12 protein-coding genes and 1 pseudogene are annotated in these 17,578 nt (G+C 47.1%); 2 read left to right on the top strand and 11 right to left on the bottom strand.

What is annotated here, in order from left to right; all coding sequences use genetic code 11:
- Positions 1-4: 4 nt before the first annotated feature.
- From CWI83_RS06050 to CWI83_RS06065, 4 genes and pseudogenes are all read right to left on the bottom strand, one after another.
- A complete protein-coding gene (locus tag CWI83_RS06050; protein WP_126827145.1) occupies positions 5-1,048 on the bottom strand; it encodes a rod shape-determining protein in 1,044 nt (347 codons plus the stop codon).
- Positions 1,049-1,198: 150 nt separating this feature from the next.
- A pseudogene (locus CWI83_RS06055) lies at positions 1,199-1,465 on the bottom strand (DUF6701 domain-containing protein); the annotation flags it as partial.
- Between the two features lie 449 nt (positions 1,466-1,914).
- The gene (gene pyrC, locus CWI83_RS06060) at positions 1,915-2,952 is read right to left on the bottom strand and encodes a dihydroorotase (RefSeq protein WP_126827149.1); all 1,038 of its coding nucleotides are present in this window, start codon (positions 2,950-2,952) and stop codon (positions 1,915-1,917) included.
- Positions 2,953-3,016: 64 nt separating this feature from the next.
- Positions 3,017-3,595, bottom strand: coding sequence for a thymidine kinase (locus CWI83_RS06065; protein ID WP_126827432.1), 579 nt, complete (start codon positions 3,593-3,595; stop codon positions 3,017-3,019).
- 128 nt (positions 3,596-3,723) lie between these two features.
- On the opposite strand from CWI83_RS06065, the gene CWI83_RS06070 reads away from it, so the two are divergent.
- Positions 3,724-4,956, top strand: coding sequence for an adenosine deaminase family protein (locus CWI83_RS06070; RefSeq protein ID WP_126827151.1), 1,233 nt, complete (start codon positions 3,724-3,726; stop codon positions 4,954-4,956).
- Between the two features lie 255 nt (positions 4,957-5,211).
- Here the strand turns inward: CWI83_RS06070 and CWI83_RS06075 are convergent, their stop codons facing one another.
- The 7 genes from CWI83_RS06075 to CWI83_RS06105 all read right to left on the bottom strand — a co-directional run bounded on the left by CWI83_RS06075 (position 5,212) and on the right by CWI83_RS06105 (position 14,637).
- Positions 5,212-7,173, bottom strand: coding sequence for an acyltransferase family protein (locus tag CWI83_RS06075; protein ID WP_126827152.1), 1,962 nt, complete (start codon positions 7,171-7,173; stop codon positions 5,212-5,214).
- Between the two features lie 64 nt (positions 7,174-7,237).
- Complete coding sequence (locus tag CWI83_RS06080; protein ID WP_126827154.1) at positions 7,238-7,714, bottom strand: protein kinase; 477 nt, start codon at positions 7,712-7,714, stop codon at positions 7,238-7,240.
- Positions 7,707-9,716: an integrase gene (locus CWI83_RS06085; protein WP_126827156.1), complete on the bottom strand. Its 2,010-nt coding sequence runs from the start codon at positions 9,714-9,716 to the stop codon at positions 7,707-7,709. The genes CWI83_RS06080 and CWI83_RS06085 overlap by 8 nt, the downstream gene beginning before the upstream one ends.
- On the bottom strand, positions 9,709-11,298 hold the full coding sequence (locus CWI83_RS06090) for a tyrosine-type recombinase/integrase (protein WP_126827158.1): 1,590 nt from the start codon (positions 11,296-11,298) through the stop codon (positions 9,709-9,711). The genes CWI83_RS06085 and CWI83_RS06090 overlap by 8 nt, the downstream gene beginning before the upstream one ends.
- Complete coding sequence (locus tag CWI83_RS06095; RefSeq protein ID WP_126827160.1) at positions 11,298-12,476, bottom strand: tyrosine-type recombinase/integrase; 1,179 nt, start codon at positions 12,474-12,476, stop codon at positions 11,298-11,300. Before CWI83_RS06095 ends, CWI83_RS06090 begins: the two co-directional genes overlap by 1 nt.
- Positions 12,477-12,693: 217 nt before the next feature.
- Entirely contained in the window at positions 12,694-13,230 is a 537-nt protein-coding gene (gene ssb, locus CWI83_RS06100) for a single-stranded DNA-binding protein (protein ID WP_126827162.1), read from the bottom strand.
- A 27-nt stretch (positions 13,231-13,257) separates the two neighbouring features.
- Positions 13,258-14,637: an MFS transporter gene (locus CWI83_RS06105; RefSeq protein ID WP_126827164.1), complete on the bottom strand. Its 1,380-nt coding sequence runs from the start codon at positions 14,635-14,637 to the stop codon at positions 13,258-13,260.
- A gap of 107 nt (positions 14,638-14,744) precedes the next feature.
- Here CWI83_RS06105 and uvrA point away from each other — a divergent pair, with 107 nt between their 5' ends.
- Positions 14,745-17,573 (top strand): excinuclease ABC subunit UvrA, encoded by a 2,829-nt coding sequence (gene uvrA, locus CWI83_RS06110; protein ID WP_126827166.1) that lies wholly within the window; start codon positions 14,745-14,747, stop codon positions 17,571-17,573.
- Positions 17,574-17,578 lie beyond the last annotated feature (5 nt).

Raw genomic sequence — 17,578 nt, forward strand, 5'->3', positions numbered from 1 at the left:
GGGCCTAATCGTGACTAAATAAGTCACCGCCATGCATGTCGATCATTTCAAGCGCTTTACCACCGCCGCGGGCCACACAGGTCAGTGGGTCATCCGCAATAATCACAGGAATGCCGGTTTCTTCGGTTAGTAAGCGATCTAAGTCGCGCAACAGGGCGCCACCGCCTGTCAAGACCATGCCGCGCTCAGAGATATCCGAGGCCAGCTCTGGTGGCGACTGCTCGAGTGCGACCATTACCGCACTCACGATGCCTTGCAGTGGCTCTTGTAATGCTTCGAGGATTTCGTTGCTGTTCAGGGTGAACGAGCGTGGCACCCCTTCCGCAAGGTTACGCCCGCGAACTTCAATTTCACGGACTTCGTCGCCTGGGAAGGCTGAACCAATTTCGTGTTTGATTCGCTCAGCTGTAGCTTCACCAATCAGCGAGCCAAAGTTGCGGCGGATATAATTGACGATGGCTTCATCGAACTTATCCCCACCGATACGCACCGAAGACGAGTAAACCACTCCATTCAATGAGATGATGGCAACTTCAGTGGTACCACCACCGATATCAACCACCATTGAACCGGTTGCTTCTGAAACCGGCAGACCCGCCCCGATAGCAGCCGCCATTGGCTCGTCAATCAAGTAGGCTTCGCGGGCGCCAGCACCCATCGCTGATTCTTTAATGGCACGCCGTTCAACCTGAGTTGAACCACAAGGCACACAGACCAAAACTCGCGGGCTTGGCAAGAAGTAGTGGCTATCGTGTACTTGCTTGATGAAGTGTTGGAGCATCTTTTCGGTGACATCAAAGTCGGCGATAACGCCATCTTTCATAGGTCGAATCGCCCGAATATTGCCAGGTGTCCGCCCAAGCATTTGCTTCGCTGCATGACCAACTGCGGCAACGCTCTTAGGGCCACCGGCACGTTCTTGACGAATCGCGACAACCGATGGCTCGTTCAAAACAATACCACGATCTTTTACGTAGATAAGTGTGTTTGCTGTCCCTAGATCGATTGATAAATCGCTAGAGAAAATACCCCGAAGCTTCTTAAACATGGATTGGCCGATCCCTACTTTATATTTCGTGCTGTATTAGCGTGCTAATTTGTATATGTTGTCATCTCGAATGGATTGCTTCACTGTAGCAATCCGTGCGACTTCGAGCAAGCCTCAAGGGCGCTATTCTAGCACGCTTTTACCTATTTATTACCAACCTAATTCGCGTTGATAGATGATTCGATCGTTGCCGCGATACACCCCAAATTGCAATGGTGCACAGGGGTTCAATTCTGGGTTCAGCACTGGCGAACATTCTTCAGTCCAGGAAAAACCTAACCACGGCAAGCCGACCTCTTGTAGATTCACAATCCAATCAAAGGTTCCCGTGCGATTGCCTGCGCCCGTTTGATCCAGCAGCAAGGGGGCATTGATGTCGTGCAAACCGGCTACTACAGGGGTGCCCGCTAGGGGTTGCGCATCGAGGCGAGCTGCGGTTAAGCCATCGCTATCGGTCGACCGCTACGCTTTGATACAGATCAGCGCCTAGGACGACGATGACTTCACTCGCGCTTTTGACAAAGCGCTGATAAGTGTTAAACAATTGTTTAGTGACGCTCGCAAACTGCTCATTTTCAACCACTTGAGTGTCGGAGATTCGCAACTCTGGTTAGGCATCAGAGCCAGTGGTTACAACAAGCGTCACACTCGTGGTCGTCAAAGCGATTGCGAGTCGATGCTATTGCTTTTGTTGCGCACGAAAAAAATTAAACAAAAACAATCCTCAGCGGCAATTTATCGTTATTATTTTCAGTTCTACTAAAGTGGTCAGTATGCCCCGAAAAGCCCCGTCACGCTATGCTCTAACAAGACTTTTTTCACTGTTAAAATGCTCAATCATTTGTAGCTTATTTATTGCAAAACGATCACTTCACCCGCCAAGCAAGGGTTTGCCCTGCATAGTACGGCACCATTGAGCCCACTGCTGTCATCACTGTATCAGCTACTTGCCAAGGCTCCTTGATCAAGGTCAAGTTTTTATCTGAGCGTGGATAGCCGTAGAAATCAGCACCAAAGCCAGAAGCAAAGTCGGCCAATTTATCAAGGGCATTTTCTTGCTCAAAGACCTCTGCATACAGCGGCAGTGCAGCGGGCGCAGAATAACAGCCAGCACAGCCACAGGCGCTTTCTTTAGCCGACTGCGCATGTGGCGCCGAGTCAGTCCCTAAGAAAAACTTAGGATTCCCGGAAGTAGCGGCAGCTCGCAGCGCATTTTGATGTTCTCGCCGTTTTAACACCGGCAAGCAGTAGTTATGCGGGCGAATCCCCCCTACGAGCATATCGTTGCGGTTCATCAGCAAATGTTGCGGGGTGATGGTCGCACCAACATTGGCGCCTTGCGATAGCACAAACTCCACCGCATCTTTAGTGGTAATGTGCTCGAGCACCAGTTTTAAGTCCGGGTGCCGGTTCAACAGTGGCCGTAATTTGGTATCGATAAACACTTTCTCACGGTCGAAAATATCGACCTCGGCATGGGTGACTTCACCATGAACCAGCAGCGGCACTTGCAAACGAGCCATTTCAGCAAAGATAGGATCCAAGGCTTCGATATCGGTTACACCCGAAGCTGAGTTAGTGGTTGCGCCGGATGGATACAGCTTAAAGCCGATCACAAAATCAGCAGCTGCGGCTTGCTGGACCATTTCAACTGAAGTTTGCTGGGTTAGATAGAGTGCCATAAGAGGCTGAAAGGTCATCCCCTCAGGCAGTGCAGCCATGATCCGCTCTCGATACGCTCGCGCCAGCTCAACATCAACGACAGGTGGCACTAGGTTCGGCATAATCACGGCACGTTCGAACACCGCAGCCGTCGCGGGAACCGTGTCATTGAGCAAATCACCATCACGAAGGTGCAAATGCCAGTCGTCAGGAATTGGAAGAGTGAGAGTAGATTGGGTCATAACACCTCAGCAAACAGCTTACATGAAGAGAATGGATGGCCTTGATTATAGCGAATTTTCGCCCTTAACGCCCGAGCTTTTCTTTCCAATGCTTCCGACAACAGGAAATGTAGCGGTCATTGCCCCCGATTGCGATTTGGTCACCGGCCTTTACCGCATTCCCTTCGGCATCGATGCGTAAGTTCATGGTCGCTTTGCGGCCACAATAACAAATGGTTTTCATTTCTTGCACTTTATCGGCTACGGCGAGCAATACCGCACTACCAGGGAAGGCCTCTCCAAAGGCATCAGAGCGGATGCCATAACACATCACCGGCACGCCAAGATTGTCGACCACATCAGTTAATTGCCACACTTGCTTAGGGCTCAAAAATTGCGCTTCATCGATTAACACGCAATCAATTTCAGTTTGCTGCAGTCGCGCCGCGATCAACGCCGCCAGATCGGTGCTTTTTGAAAACGCCAATGCGTCCCGGTCTATCCCCAATCGCGAGGCGATTTTTCCACTGCCCGCACGGTCATCAATAGCTGGCGTGAGTAATAAAACGTGCTGACCACGTTCTTCATAATTGTGGGCAACTTGCAGCAGCGAAGTGCTTTTGCCGGCATTCATTGCCGAGTAGGTAAAATACAGCGAGGCCATGATTGGCTGTGGTTCCATAAGTGATACATCAGAACTTTTTTATACTGAGTTTTCGGGCTGATTGCAAAGCGGCATTTTCGATTAAATTTTGCTATGATCCGCCAAATTCACTATGCAATGGAGCCCTTATGAGCCAGACCCGTTATTCTGCCGAGTTTCTTAAAGCGATGCCGAAAGCTGACCTGCATCTTCACTTAGACGGCAGTCTCCGTCCTGCAGGTCTTATCGATATGGCCAAACGCAGTCAGATTGAACTGCCATCCTACTCGGTTGAAGGCTTATATGAGCTGGTTTTTAAAGAGTCTTACGCTAATCTCGGTGACTACCTAAATGGGTTCCAATACACCTGCGCAGTATTACGCGATATGGAAAACCTCGAGCAAGCCGCTTATGAGTTGGCCCTCGATAATCTCGCCGAAGGTGTGAACTACATCGAGGTTCGGTTTGCCCCACAACTGATGATGGATCTGGCGCGTGGGATTGATTTTGATACCGTGATGCATGCCGCTAATAATGGTCTTGCGCGGGCCAAACGCGAATACAACCAAACCCCTGAAGTCGTTGCCGGAGACAAACCACCGTTTGAATATGGCCTCATCAACTGCGCCATGCGGATGTTTGGCGCGAAAGGCTTCTCGCCCTACTACACCGAGCTATTCCAGACCTTACGCGACCATGAACCCAAGCAGGTGATTAAAATCGCGGCGATGGAAATGATTCGAGCAAGTATCCGCTTGCGCGATGAAGAGGGTTTACCGATTGTTGGCCTCGACATTGCCGGACAAGAGATGGGCTATCCAGCGCACGATTTTAAAGAAGTCTATGAGTATGCCCATCAAAACTTTTTACTAAAAACTGTGCATGCAGGGGAAGCCTACGGTGCCGAGAGCATTTTCGAGGCACTGACCAAATGCTACGCCGATCGTCTTGGGCATGGCTATTCGCTGTTCTCGCCTGAGATGATTCAAGACCCAGCAATCGACAACAAAGCGGAATATGCGCAAAAATTAGCGTCATTTATCGCTGACCGCCGAATTGCCATTGAAGTTTGTATTACCAGCAACTTACAAACTAACCCAGCGATTGGTTCGGTCGCGAATCATAACTTCAAGCATATGTATGCCAACCGCTTGGCAACGGTGATTTGTACCGACAATCGTTTGGTTTCGCGCACCACGGTCACGCGTGAATATGAGCTCGCACTTAGCGCAGTCGACGTGCCGCTAAAACGCCTAAAAGATATGGTCGCGTACGGCTTTAAGAAGAACTTCTTCGCCGGCGATTATGTCCAAAAGCGCGCCTACGCCAAGCAGGTTTTAGAGTATTTTGATCGGATCGTAGAACGACACAATATTCTTTAAGATGTCGAGAGGGGCGGAACCAAACTCGGAAACGCCCCTAATGAAAATCGGCTAGGACTAGAACGGTAGTTCACATACATTTCAAAAAAATCTATATATAACGAAATATTACATGGTCTTTCTTTGGGTTTTGTTAAGTTATAGATTGATAGAGCGGTATCTAAACTCAAAAATTTCACTTTCTCAAATAAAATTTATATTGTTCTGATCTTAACAAAAAGTTATTTTTCAGCATCAGCTGCTCGAAGGCCATAACTAGCGTTTATCAAACATTTTTTGCCATAAAGGCTCTAGTCGCTCTGCTCCAAACAAACTGAGGTGATCATCATCGTAGTATACAGGTCGTCCATTAAAGTCGCCGTAGCAAAACTCTTCATCACAAAGCAATGGTAGTGGATCCAATATATGAACGCCACATTGACTTGCAGCTTGGTTCTGTGCCTCAATGGCTACGCGGTGCCTCTCTCGATATTCCTCTATCGGCAGTGCAAGTCTTTTAGTCGCACCAAATACCGATGACCATCCCATGGTTGAAGGCACGTTTTCTTTTAGCTCTGGAATTGGTCTCATTAAATATACAGAATGAGTTGCACTCATTCGACATGCAGTTTTAACGATCCCGTCTTTCATCTCAGCGTAAAAGGTTTCATCTCGTGAATCAAAAGGGTCATTGAGGTAGCGATCAGGAGTAGGGATTTCAGCAGCTCTATCAGGTTCGTTAGGCCCTTCAATATATCCGCTAATCCGGTTGACTATTAAAATAGGAACATTCCTCGGAACTTCACTAAGGGCATTGATTACACTTTCAACAAATTGGCCACACTCAGGACCACGTTTTAGACTTTTAACATTTGCAATTGTCGGGCAACTGCTTAGGGTTAAATCCAGAACATGCTGTTCTTGTGACGGTAAGGCTGCCTCTATCGCACGAACAACTGCCATAGCATGGCTATCACCTATTACTATAGCGCCGAGATTTTCACCACCGTATTTACATGGGTCACCTAAAAGCCGTTCCAAATTCGAACATTCAGACCGCATGGGGTTTACGTTGTTTGCTTCTGCAAACATTTGGTCTATGTTTGCCGGATACCTCCCTGAAGTACCCACGCCGTCAGAATTGTATATCCAATAACTAGGAACGAGTATCAGACCAAGGACTAACGCAGACGTTGCCCCTAGTTGAGGTATTCTGTGAATCTTAGTTAACGCAACTCGAGACGGGGACTCAATAAATCGCCATGATAACCATCCCAGCAGAATCGACATTCCGATAGCAATAGATACAAGAATCGGATTCCTCGAAGTACCAGAAATATACAACAACACAGCGAGCGGCCAGTGCCACAAATATATCGAATACGATGTTTTCCCTAACCATTGAGCAACATAACTACCAGTAAAAATCGATTGTTCTTTGTTTGCAATCAATACCATCGAACAGCCAATAACTGGAACCGCCGCCAAATAACCGGGCCAAGCCATATCACCAGTAAAAAACACAATACTTACGAGAATTAGCGCAATTCCCATATATTCAAGCCATACTCGATGTTTCCCTGCTAATTTTAGTTTGGGTCCATAATGGTAAACTAACCCTCCAATAAGCAACTCCCACGCTCTTGTCGGAAGCAAATAGAATGAAGCGGATACATATTTTTGACTAGCTAAGATAGATAGTGTGAGTGATGCGATGACTCCGAGAATCATCATCCATACTAGGAACCGTTTATTTGGAATCAGCTTCCAGAGCACCAACAAAACGATTGGAAAAATGATATAGAACTGCCACTCAACCGATAAAGACCACGAGTGCAAAAGCCATTTTTCATGTGATGAAGCATCAAAGTATCCAGACTCTCTCCAAAAAACAATATTTGAGATAAAAAGTATTGCAGAAATTGCATGCTTTGCGAGTTGCTCATATTGAATCGATGGTAAAAAAAACCAACCTACAATCATCAGAACAAAACATAAAAATAAAAGTGCTGGCACTATCCTGCGAGAACGCGCCAAATAGAAGTCAAAAATTGAAAACTTAGTATCCGAAGCTAATTTCTGGAGGATAATTCCGGTCATGAGATAGCCGGAAATTACAAAAAAAATGTCAACGCCTACAAAGCCCCCGCTAAAGCCCGGAACACCGAAATGAAATAGCACCACAGCAACAACAGCCCAGGCCCTAAGTCCGTTTATGTCAGTCCGAAATCCTTTCATTATTCACCTAATCACAATATTCTATCGATTTATCTATAACTAGCTGGTTATGGAACCATCATATCTAAATTCTGCCTGAAGGGGGTATCTCTTTATCGAACATTTTTAAAATCTTTGATGCTTCCGTTTCGGATGGAAGATCTGCACCTTCAGACGGCGCTTTATCAACGCTAACCATTTGTATACCCTTTTGCCGCACATGAAAAGCGATTTGCTGCCAACGGCGCTGCCACAATTCTTCACGTTTCTTATATGATTCGAGTTCTGTTTTAACGCGTGCTAACTCCACCTCTAGCTCTTCGGCCTCTTTGGTTGCTTGCTCTTTGGTTTTAACCAATCCGCCCGACAATGCTCGTTTGGCGGTGTCATAAGCTGCCTTAATTTCTGATTTTGCTTGAAGTGACTGACGACTGAATCCAAAACGCTCTTCCAGCAACGCCCAAGTTAACTTTGAACCAAGTTCTCCCAAAGCCCAACGATCTAAATCAGCAACAATGGTATTGATATCACTATCCGACATACGTCTGAAACGCTTAGCCATGTTTCACCTCTATTAGATATTGCTCAGGGTCAAAATGCTCAACCCCATTGTCCGTTAATTGGGTTTTTAGGGTTTTAAGTTTTTTATCATTGTGCGCAAGCCAGTCGGCACTTTTCTTTGGCTTTTGACTACTCATTTGCTGCTCAGCGTTTTTGCGAGCAATTGCCGTGAGTGCATATTGCCGCTTTAAGTCTTCTAATCGACCAGCGTCGCCTTTCGCCCATACATAATCCTTGCAGTCTGCTGAGCATTGCAAATGACGCTCACAAGGTGTTTGCGAGAAATTATGAATACAAATACCAGTACCTACATCATGCACCGCCTGCACCCTTGCTTTGAGAAAAGCATCCTGAACATCAACCGGAATTGCTTGAATCTGCTCTGCTATTTGTCCTCCGACGAGCCCTTTCTTGATATCTTGGCGCAGCATAAGCGCTCGCTTTTCTCGAGACGTATGCTGATACGCTTTTGTGTCACGTGGATTCGTTCTACCAAACCATTCGGTCTGCAGCAGATCACTCAGACCTCCTTCATCAAGTAAGGTATTGAGAGTGTGTCGAAAATGATGACTGGTGAAATCCACCTCGACGCTAGCAGATGCATATTCTGCGGCGAGGTCAGGAAAATAACGAAGGAATGTCGAAAACATTGACTGACTGCAACTGGTAGCAAGCCAATGAGCATAAGTTCCACTCGAAAGGCCGAGCGGACGGAGAAATAGTAAATCCTTCAGGTAAAATTCTTTACCAAATTGATCTGTATGAATGGCTGATAGACAGGCGTCTGAAAAATCACGAGCGCAGTATTTTTTCAAACCTTCCTTAGTTGTGAAATGAATTGGATTTCGTGGGCGTTTTCCTTGTTTGGTTAACGCATCGATGTCTGGCCAAGCGAGGTTTTGATTGCGAAGCCAACCCGTTGAAATTAATGCTGCGTCACTAATCCCCAATTCCTTTAGATCGCTAGCATAGAGCCGCTGTTCACTCGGAACTCGCTCCAAAAAGCGCAAATCCGGCCCGTGGGTTTTATGCATCTCTTCTGCCGTCTCGCGAGCCGCGGTGGTGAGCACCGCTAATTCGTTAAGCACTTCATCAACGATAGGTTTAACCTCTGACGGTAGGTACAATTTGCGTTTCGGAGTGAATACATCCCCTCGGCTTGCTTTACGCGGGAAGTACTCGATATAACCGTTCCCTTCGTCATCAACAGATAGTGTTTGATTTGGTAAAAATGAAACCTCACTAAATCTTCGACCCGTGCACGCAAGCAAAGTCAGTAACAAAACATACAGCCGGTATTTATGACTTTTTGGTACATTCTGATAAAGCTCTCCAATTACACGAAATACACTTGGAGCAACCAGCTTGTCCGTTTTGGTCTCAAGAACCTGTGGATCGTCAAGCCGTTTGTGGCTTAAACCGCCGGTGCTCGCTGGGCGCTTCATTCTCACGTATTTAAATTGCAAAAGAACCCTGCATAAACCGTTGGCATCGCAGTGTGCTGCGAACTCTGCAATATGTTTATGGAGGTTATATGCCGTCGTCTCGCGGTAATGTTTTGAAATTAACGTGCATGCATTATCAAGCGCTTCGGGAGTCAGGTTGAGTAGTTTCTGGCCCAGTTGTGTTGCAGCCGCAGCAACATAACCGACAGCCGTTATGAAATTACGCTGATTGGGCGTTGACTGATTCTTTCTATGAAATCTTAAAACGAATAATGCCTTACAAACTTCACTCCAACTATCCACTAGAGGCTCGGCGCCTAATTTTGGTGATAGGGCAAACGCAAAAGATGCAACTTTGATATTTTTCCCAGTCAGCTTCACAAGTCGACCAGATGTTATGTTCCAAATCGGTTCATGCCATTTAACCGACTCGAAACCATCTAACTTCAAAAGCTGGGCTTTGCTGACTAGGGCTTGTAAATTCACATTCCGATCGCGTTCTAAACGATCGATAAAGGGTATAACTTTAGCTTTGCGTTGGGAGCGACCATCAGACATTCTCTTGGCCCTCTTCGCAAATTTTCACAACTTGTGCTACCGCCGATATCACTTCGTCGAGTTGAATCCCTAGGCGAGCATTCTCGTATTTTTCAAGTCGCTCTTTCCGACTCGCCAATAGGCAATCCAACACCTGCTCATGATCGGCATGTCGATAGGGCTGAAATTTAGGGCATAAATAGCAAGAATATGGCGGGTCGAGGTGGCAAACGCTAGATTCTCCGCATACTCCGATATCGGACTGAACCGTCGGATTTTGTTCGTCAACAAAGATTAGGTGCTTGTCGTCACGATCACCATTGATCGCCTCCATATCGCTATCGACGACTTTCCCTTTGAAAAAGTTTAAGTAATTCGAAAAGGCTTTTGTGGTTGCCTTATCAAGGTGCTCGACAATTCTGCCAGCCATTTCAAAATAGACCTGCACATGCTGGGTATCCGTATGATCGAGAATCCTCGCCAGCTCACGCTTGCTAATTCCCTCAGCGGCCAATCCTGTGGCCAGCGTATACCGCAGTCTTCGAGGGGTAATATGTAGAAGCGCACCTGTAACGGGTGAAATGATATTATGACGCCGCACAAAGGCATTGAGTAAGTGCGATATATCTCTGCTTGTAAAGTTAAATGCGTTATCAATATCGCCCGATAAAACTGCTGCTCTATTTCCATTTTTATTAATCAGGAGTGGTCGCTCTTCCGGTTTTATGAAAGCCTTACCCGCGACTCTCAGTGGTACTGCTTGGTTAAGTTCGATTAGTTGTTCAACCATAGCTCCGAAATACGGATCAAGGTACTCATCAAGAAGATCGTCCCTCGGATTCACAAATCGCTTTTTAATTCTTGGCATACGAATGATGTAGCAAGGATCTTCGTGATTCGATGTAAGCCGAAACAAATCGGACTCTCGCAAAAAAGTTAAGTTAGCCGGATTTCGACCAAAAGCTATAGAAAGAGCAACCACGACTTTTTGTTGCAAACATTCGAAAGATTTATCTTCATCGGATCTGAGGGCATTGATAAGAAGAGGGAGCTCCAAGCTTTTATGGAGAGGCCCGCTCTCTGGATCTTCCATTCGTACAGCCTCACCTTTTGGATTTCCCGGCAGTTCGATGGCCTCAAGCTCTTGCGCATACACTTCTGAGAATACCGTATCTGGTAAGTTTTCAGCACACCAAAGATACCACTGTATGGGTCTGTACATCGCCCATAGCCGCTTACGCTTACGTGCGCGATTGATGGCGCTTTCAAATAAACTAATTAGATATGAATCAATATCAGAGTCAGAGTCAGAGGTATCAGATTCCCAATGCCTTAAGACTTCCCTCCAAATATCCTGATAAGCTGCATAACCCGCATGTGTTGATATTCTTCGAACCCGATCAGCGATATGAATTTTCAGTGCTACTTTTACCTGACTATTGACTATCTTCTCAAAATTTAAAGTTGTGTGATCGCTTGCAGAATAAGGTAAGAACCAAACATCCCCAGAAATATTTACTTCCTTTCCTTCACGAGTGATTAAAGACTTTTGTCCAGGCGGGTTCTGACTATCTTCGGTTGTGTTCAATAACGCTAATTCCATTAGAGTTTACTCCCTGAAATAACTGCAGCCTGATACTGTTTTAGCGACTTGATTGCCTGTTGTTCGATTTCTTGGGCTATGTAAGTATCTTGGGACGCTAAACTACTGTCGCCTCTCAACAACGCCAAAGCTTCTCTTCGTCTTTGTTCATCCATGCCGGCTCTGCGCAATGCTCTTTCAATACGGGAGGAGAATGTATGCCTAAGAGACTTGGCGGTTAAGTTTTCAGGCAAGTGCTCTGCATATTGCGCGCGAAGAAGCTGAAAAAACTGGGTAACTGAAGATTGTGACAAAGGAGCGCCTTCATCACTTAATATTAGATATTGTGATTCCACATCACTTTTGCTTTCGAGCTCCTCGCGCCAAGTGGTGACGTACTCATTTAATGCTACAGCAAACCGTCGATTATCGACTGGTATAACCCTTCCGTTTCGCTTAATTTGCGGTTTAGGTCGGCGTTTATCTGACAAGTCGGGTGGCCTACGTTCAACTTTAATAGAGGATATCGCCCCAACCTGAACGTCTTCTACTCTGAGACTAAGTAATTCACCCGGCCTTAAGCCACAAAACAACATGAGCCCAACTGATACATAATTTCTGAATCTCACTGCCGAGTCACGCCCAAACGCATTCTCATTATCTGGGTCAAGTATCCCGAGCAAGAAGCCTACTTCGTTATCGTTTAAGCCTTTACGAACACTGGTTCGAGCTGGTGTAGCAGACATAAAGCTGCTATCAAGAATTTTTAGAATGAACGTTTTCCGCTCTCTTAAACGCTCGTAATCGGAAGAGGACATCGATAACTGACTTGTCAACACATCCATACACCAACCAAAAAACTGGCGGACCGTTGTTAATCGCTGATTAAACGTGTTTGGTGATATAGCCTTTGCTCGACCACTAACCTTATCAACTCTTAAAGACTCTATTAAGCCACCTTTTAACTCTGCTTCATTAAATGAGTTTTGAGCTAGTAACTTTGTCGAGAGGTCGCAACCAGAAGCTTCTAACCAGTCATACAATACTGACAGCTCTCTCAGGTTCCTAACAAGAGTATTGGTGCTTAGAGCTCTTCTGGATAAAACGAATTCATTCGGCAATGTGACCGGCATACCATTTGCGTCCAGCATGATTGGTATTTGCTCGCCCGTTTTATGAGTCACAACTTTTACATGCATCGTGCCGTCCTTGTTTACAAAGCAATACCAGCCAAAACCCTATCTTCACAAAATTTATATTATACGATTTTATATCGGTACAGCTGAAAGTCAAATAAAAAAAGCCCCTTATATGTTTACACACATAAAGGGCGTCAAATTAAAAAATATTTTTATAAAACAGTATTGTTAGGAGTTTATTTAAGCCAAGCTCTTAACACTTATAGTTTTATATGATTCAGAACGGGATATCATCATCAAATGAATCATCTGGCACAAATGGGTCAGGTTGCTGCGCCGCCTGCTGCTGCGGTGGACGGCTCTGCTGCTGATTCTTATTTTGATAACCGCCTTGTCCTTGCTGACCGCCACCTTGACCTTGGTAACCGCCTTGTTGCGGCGCTTGACCTTGATAGCCACCCTGCTGAGGGCCACCACGGCTGTCAAGCATCTGCATCTCGTTGATCACAATTTCGGTGGTGTAACGGTCTTGCCCGCTTTGGTCTTGCCACTTACGAGTTTGCAAACGACCTTCGACATACACTTTCGAGCCTTTCTTCAGATACTCACCGGCAATTTCAGCGAGACGACGGTAGGCCACGCAGCGGTGCCATTCGGTTTGCTCGCGCGGTTCACCGGTTTGTTTGTCTTTCCAAGTTTCACTGGTGGCAATCGATAAGTTTGCAATGGCCGTGTTATTTTGGGTGTAGCGAATCTCTGGATCTTGACCTAAATTTCCGATCAAGATCACTTTATTAATACCTCGACTGGCCATGCCTTCTCCTTTATCTCTTCTTATATGTTAGGCGTTCAATAACGCTGCAACGTCAGTTTCATTGTAATCAGATTTGTGGACTTTTAAATAAATTATTTGCTCGCTTGCCACATAGCGAACTTCAGCGACTCCGGTGACTTCACGTAACTGCTGCAGAAGCGCCTCATTGATCTCAACATCGTTCACTTTGCGACTAATATTTTGCCACTCTGGCGGGGCTTGCATGCCGATGGTGAGCAACAGCCACAAGACTAGCAAAGCTGCACAAAAAATCCCAACTCCTATATTGCCGAATTGTTGGAGCAAAGAGCCCCCAGCGACTCCACCCACAAACGCACCGGCGAATTGCCAAGTGGCGTAGATACCACTGGCACTGCCCTTGCTACCGGCGGGTGCGAAGCGTGTTAACGAGGCCGGTAAGTTGGCTTCAAGATAATTAAAGCCGACAAAAAATAGCAAAATGGCGAACACTAGCCAGGTCCAACTCAGACTGAATAATCCGCTAGAGAAGACAGCTAAAACAGCGATCAATAATAACGAAATATTGATCCGGAAATAAAATGCTTGCGCGCGTTTTTTCTCAGTGCGAATGAGCATCGGCACCATAATGACAAACGACAATAGCAGCACGGGGAGGTACAACCAAGCGTGGGCATCAATAGCTAGCCCGGCGTTGACAAGACGGGTTGGAACCACCACAAAAAACGCTGTAAGCATGGCATGGAGCACAAACACCCCAAGATTTAACCGCAACAATTGGCCATGCTTTAATAAACCCGACAGTTCACCTTTGACCGGCACCACATCGCCGCGGGCAGCGCGTACTTCAAATTTCGGGACACTTGCAATAAACAGCAGTAAGCCACTGGCTGCGGCAAGTGCAGTAAACCAAAATAGTCCCGCCATGCCTAAGTGATTTGCTAGAAATGGACCCAAAACTAAGGCCAAAGCAAAGGCCAAACCGATGCACATGCCGATCATGGCCATGACTTTAGCACGCTGTTGATCCCGAGAAATATCCGCGGCGAGGGCCAAGATAGCGGCGGCAATGGCCCCCCCACCCTGCAGCGCGCGGCCGATGATAACGCCCGTTAATGTATCAGCAAGGGCCGCAATGATACTCCCGGCGATGAAAATCAAAAGCCCAACAATAATAACTGGGCGTCGACCAATTCGATCCGATAGCATCCCCATCGGGATTTGTAATAGCGCCTGCGTCAGGCCATAGGCGCCAATCGCCACCCCGACTAGCATTGCCGAGTAATCAGGGTAGGCCTGCCCGTAGACAGCTAACACCGGCATGATCAAAAACAGCCCCAGCATACGTAATCCAAACACAGCAGCAAGCGCACCCGCGGCTTTGCGTTCAGTGGATGTGAGGCGATGATCAGAACTGGTTTTTGCCATATCAAACCTACTGCATTGAAAAAAGTGCTGGAGATTGTACCAGAACCAACAGGGTGTGCGATAATGCCTGTTTGCATTTAATCCGCAGAAGTGAGAGACAAGACCCTATGGATAAAATTGAAGTTCGCGGTGCTCGTACGCATAACCTCAAAAACCTCAACTTAACGATTCCACGCGATAAATTAATCGTGATTACTGGGTTATCGGGCTCCGGCAAGTCTTCTCTCGCGTTTGATACCCTCTATGCGGAAGGACAACGCCGTTATGTCGAGTCACTCTCAGCCTATGCAAGGCAATTCCTGAGCTTGATGGAAAAGCCTGACGTTGATGGCATTGAAGGGCTGTCACCGGCGATCTCCATCGAGCAAAAGTCAACTTCTCACAACCCGCGCTCGACCGTTGGAACCATTACCGAAATCTACGATTATCTGCGCTTGATGTTCGCCCGCGTAGGGGAACCGCGATGCCCTACTCACAACGTTGCACTTGCGGCACAAACTGTCTCGCAGATGGTCGACCAAGTTCTGGCCCTGCCTGAAGGCGAAAAGTTGATGTTACTTGCGCCTATCGTGAAGGAGCGTAAAGGTGAACATATTAAAGTTCTTGAAAACCTCGCCGCGCAAGGTTTCATTCGGGCGCGTATTGATGGCGAATTATGTGACCTAAGCGATCCGCCGACGCTTGAGCTGCACAAAAAGCATACCATCGAAGTGGTGGTCGACCGGATTAAAGTTCGTGAAGGGCTCGAATTACGCCTGGCTGAATCTTTTGAAACCGCACTGGAGCTCTCTGGTGGCACTGTGGTCGTGGCGCCAATGGACGCTGACAGTAAGCTCGAAAACATCGTCTTTTCAGCCAATTTTGCCTGTCCACATTGTGGTTACAGCATGCAAGAGCTCGAACCGCGGATGTTCTCGTTCAATAACCCAGCGGGAGCCTGCCAAGCTTGTGATGGCTTGGGTATTGAGCAATTTTTTGATCCACAACGGGTAGTCACGAATGCCGAGCTCAGTCTCACCGGCGGAGCGATTCGCGGCTGGGATAAACGCAATTTTTACTACTACCAAATGTTGCGCTCGTTAGCGAAACATTATGGGTTTGCGCTCGATAAGCCATTTGAGAGCTTAAGCGACGAACACCGCCAGATTATTTTATTTGGTAGCGGCAAAGACGAAATCGAATTCGTTTATTTAAACGACCGCGGTGACAAGGTCGTCCGCCGGCATCCATTCGAAGGCATCATTCCGAATATGCAGCGGCGCTATCGCGAGACTGACTCACAAGCAGTACGCGAAGAGCTCAGTAAATATTTAGCTTCGCAGCCATGTAAGAGCTGTGGTGGTGCTCGACTGCGTGAAGAAGCGCGGCATGTGTACGTCAATGACACCTCACTCCCGAAAGTCGTCGAGCTCTCGATTGGCGATGCGCTGGAGTTTTTCCAAACTTTGGAGCTTGCCGGGCAGCGGGCGAAAATTGCTGAAAAGATTCTGAAAGAAATTAATGACCGCTTGGGCTTTTTGGTCAATGTTGGCCTGAATTATTTAAGCCTTTCACGCAGCGCTGAAACGCTATCAGGCGGAGAAGCACAACGGATCCGATTGGCCAGCCAAATTGGCGCTGGTTTAGTTGGGGTCATGTATGTCTTAGATGAACCTTCCATTGGCTTGCATCAGCGCGATAATGAACGCTTGTTAAGCACCCTGACTCATCTGCGCGATCTCGGTAATACGGTTATCGTCGTCGAGCATGACGAGGATGCGATTCGTGCCGCCGATCACGTGATCGATATTGGTCCAGGTGCTGGCGTACACGGTGGCCAAGTCGTGGCCGAAGGGCACTATGAAGAAATCATGCAAGTCGAAGGTTCGCTTACCGGTGATTACTTGTCTGGCCGCAAAGAAATCGCAGTGCCGGCACTGCGGCATCAACCCGGTGAGCATTGGCTTGCGTTAAGCGGTGCTCGCGGTAATAACCTCAAAGACGTCGACTTACGCTTACCTATCGGCTTAATGACCTGTGTAACCGGGGTCTCGGGCTCGGGTAAATCAACCTTGATCAACGATACCTTGTTCCGCATTGCTCACCATGAGCTTAATAATGCGACAGCGGTTGAACCGGCACCGTATCGTGAGATTGATGGAATGCAGTACCTCGACAAAGTGGTCGATATTGATCAATCGCCCATTGGCCGCACGCCACGCTCAAACCCGGCAACTTACACAGGTATTTTCACCCCTATTCGGGAACTGTTCTCTGCTACGGAAGAGGCGCGTTCGCGCGGCTACAAGCCTGGGCGCTTCAGCTTTAACGTGCGAGGCGGGCGTTGTGAAGCTTGTCAGGGCGATGGGGTAATTAAGGTCGAAATGCACTTCTTGCCTGATGTGTACGTGCCTTGCGATATTTGTAAAGGCAAGCGTTACAATCGCGAAACTCTTGAGATTAAGTACAAAGGCAAGAGCATCGATGAGGTTCTGCAAATGACCGTCGAAGATGCTCATGAGTTTTTCGCGCCAGTGCCGGCTATTGCGCGTAAATTACAAACTCTCATGGATGTTGGTCTAAGTTACATTCGTTTGGGTCAATCAGCGACAACCCTCTCAGGGGGTGAAGCGCAGCGAGTGAAGTTATCACGCGAGTTATCGAAACGAGACACCGGTAAAACGCTTTATATTTTGGACGAGCCGACCACAGGGTTGCACTTCCACGATATCCAACAGTTGCTGGTGGTATTACATCGCTTGCGGGATCATGGTAATACCATCGTTATTATCGAACACAATCTCGATGTGATAAAAACTGCCGATTGGATTGTTGACCTCGGCCCGGAAGGCGGTTCAGGTGGGGGTGAAATTTTGGTCAGTGGTGCGCCTGAAGAAATCGTTAAATGTGAGCGCTCACATACCGCACGCTTCCTAAAACCTATGCTTCATGGATAAGTTAA

Source organism: Pseudidiomarina taiwanensis (assembly GCF_003987435.1).
GTDB lineage: Bacteria > Pseudomonadota > Gammaproteobacteria > Enterobacterales > Alteromonadaceae > Pseudidiomarina > Pseudidiomarina taiwanensis.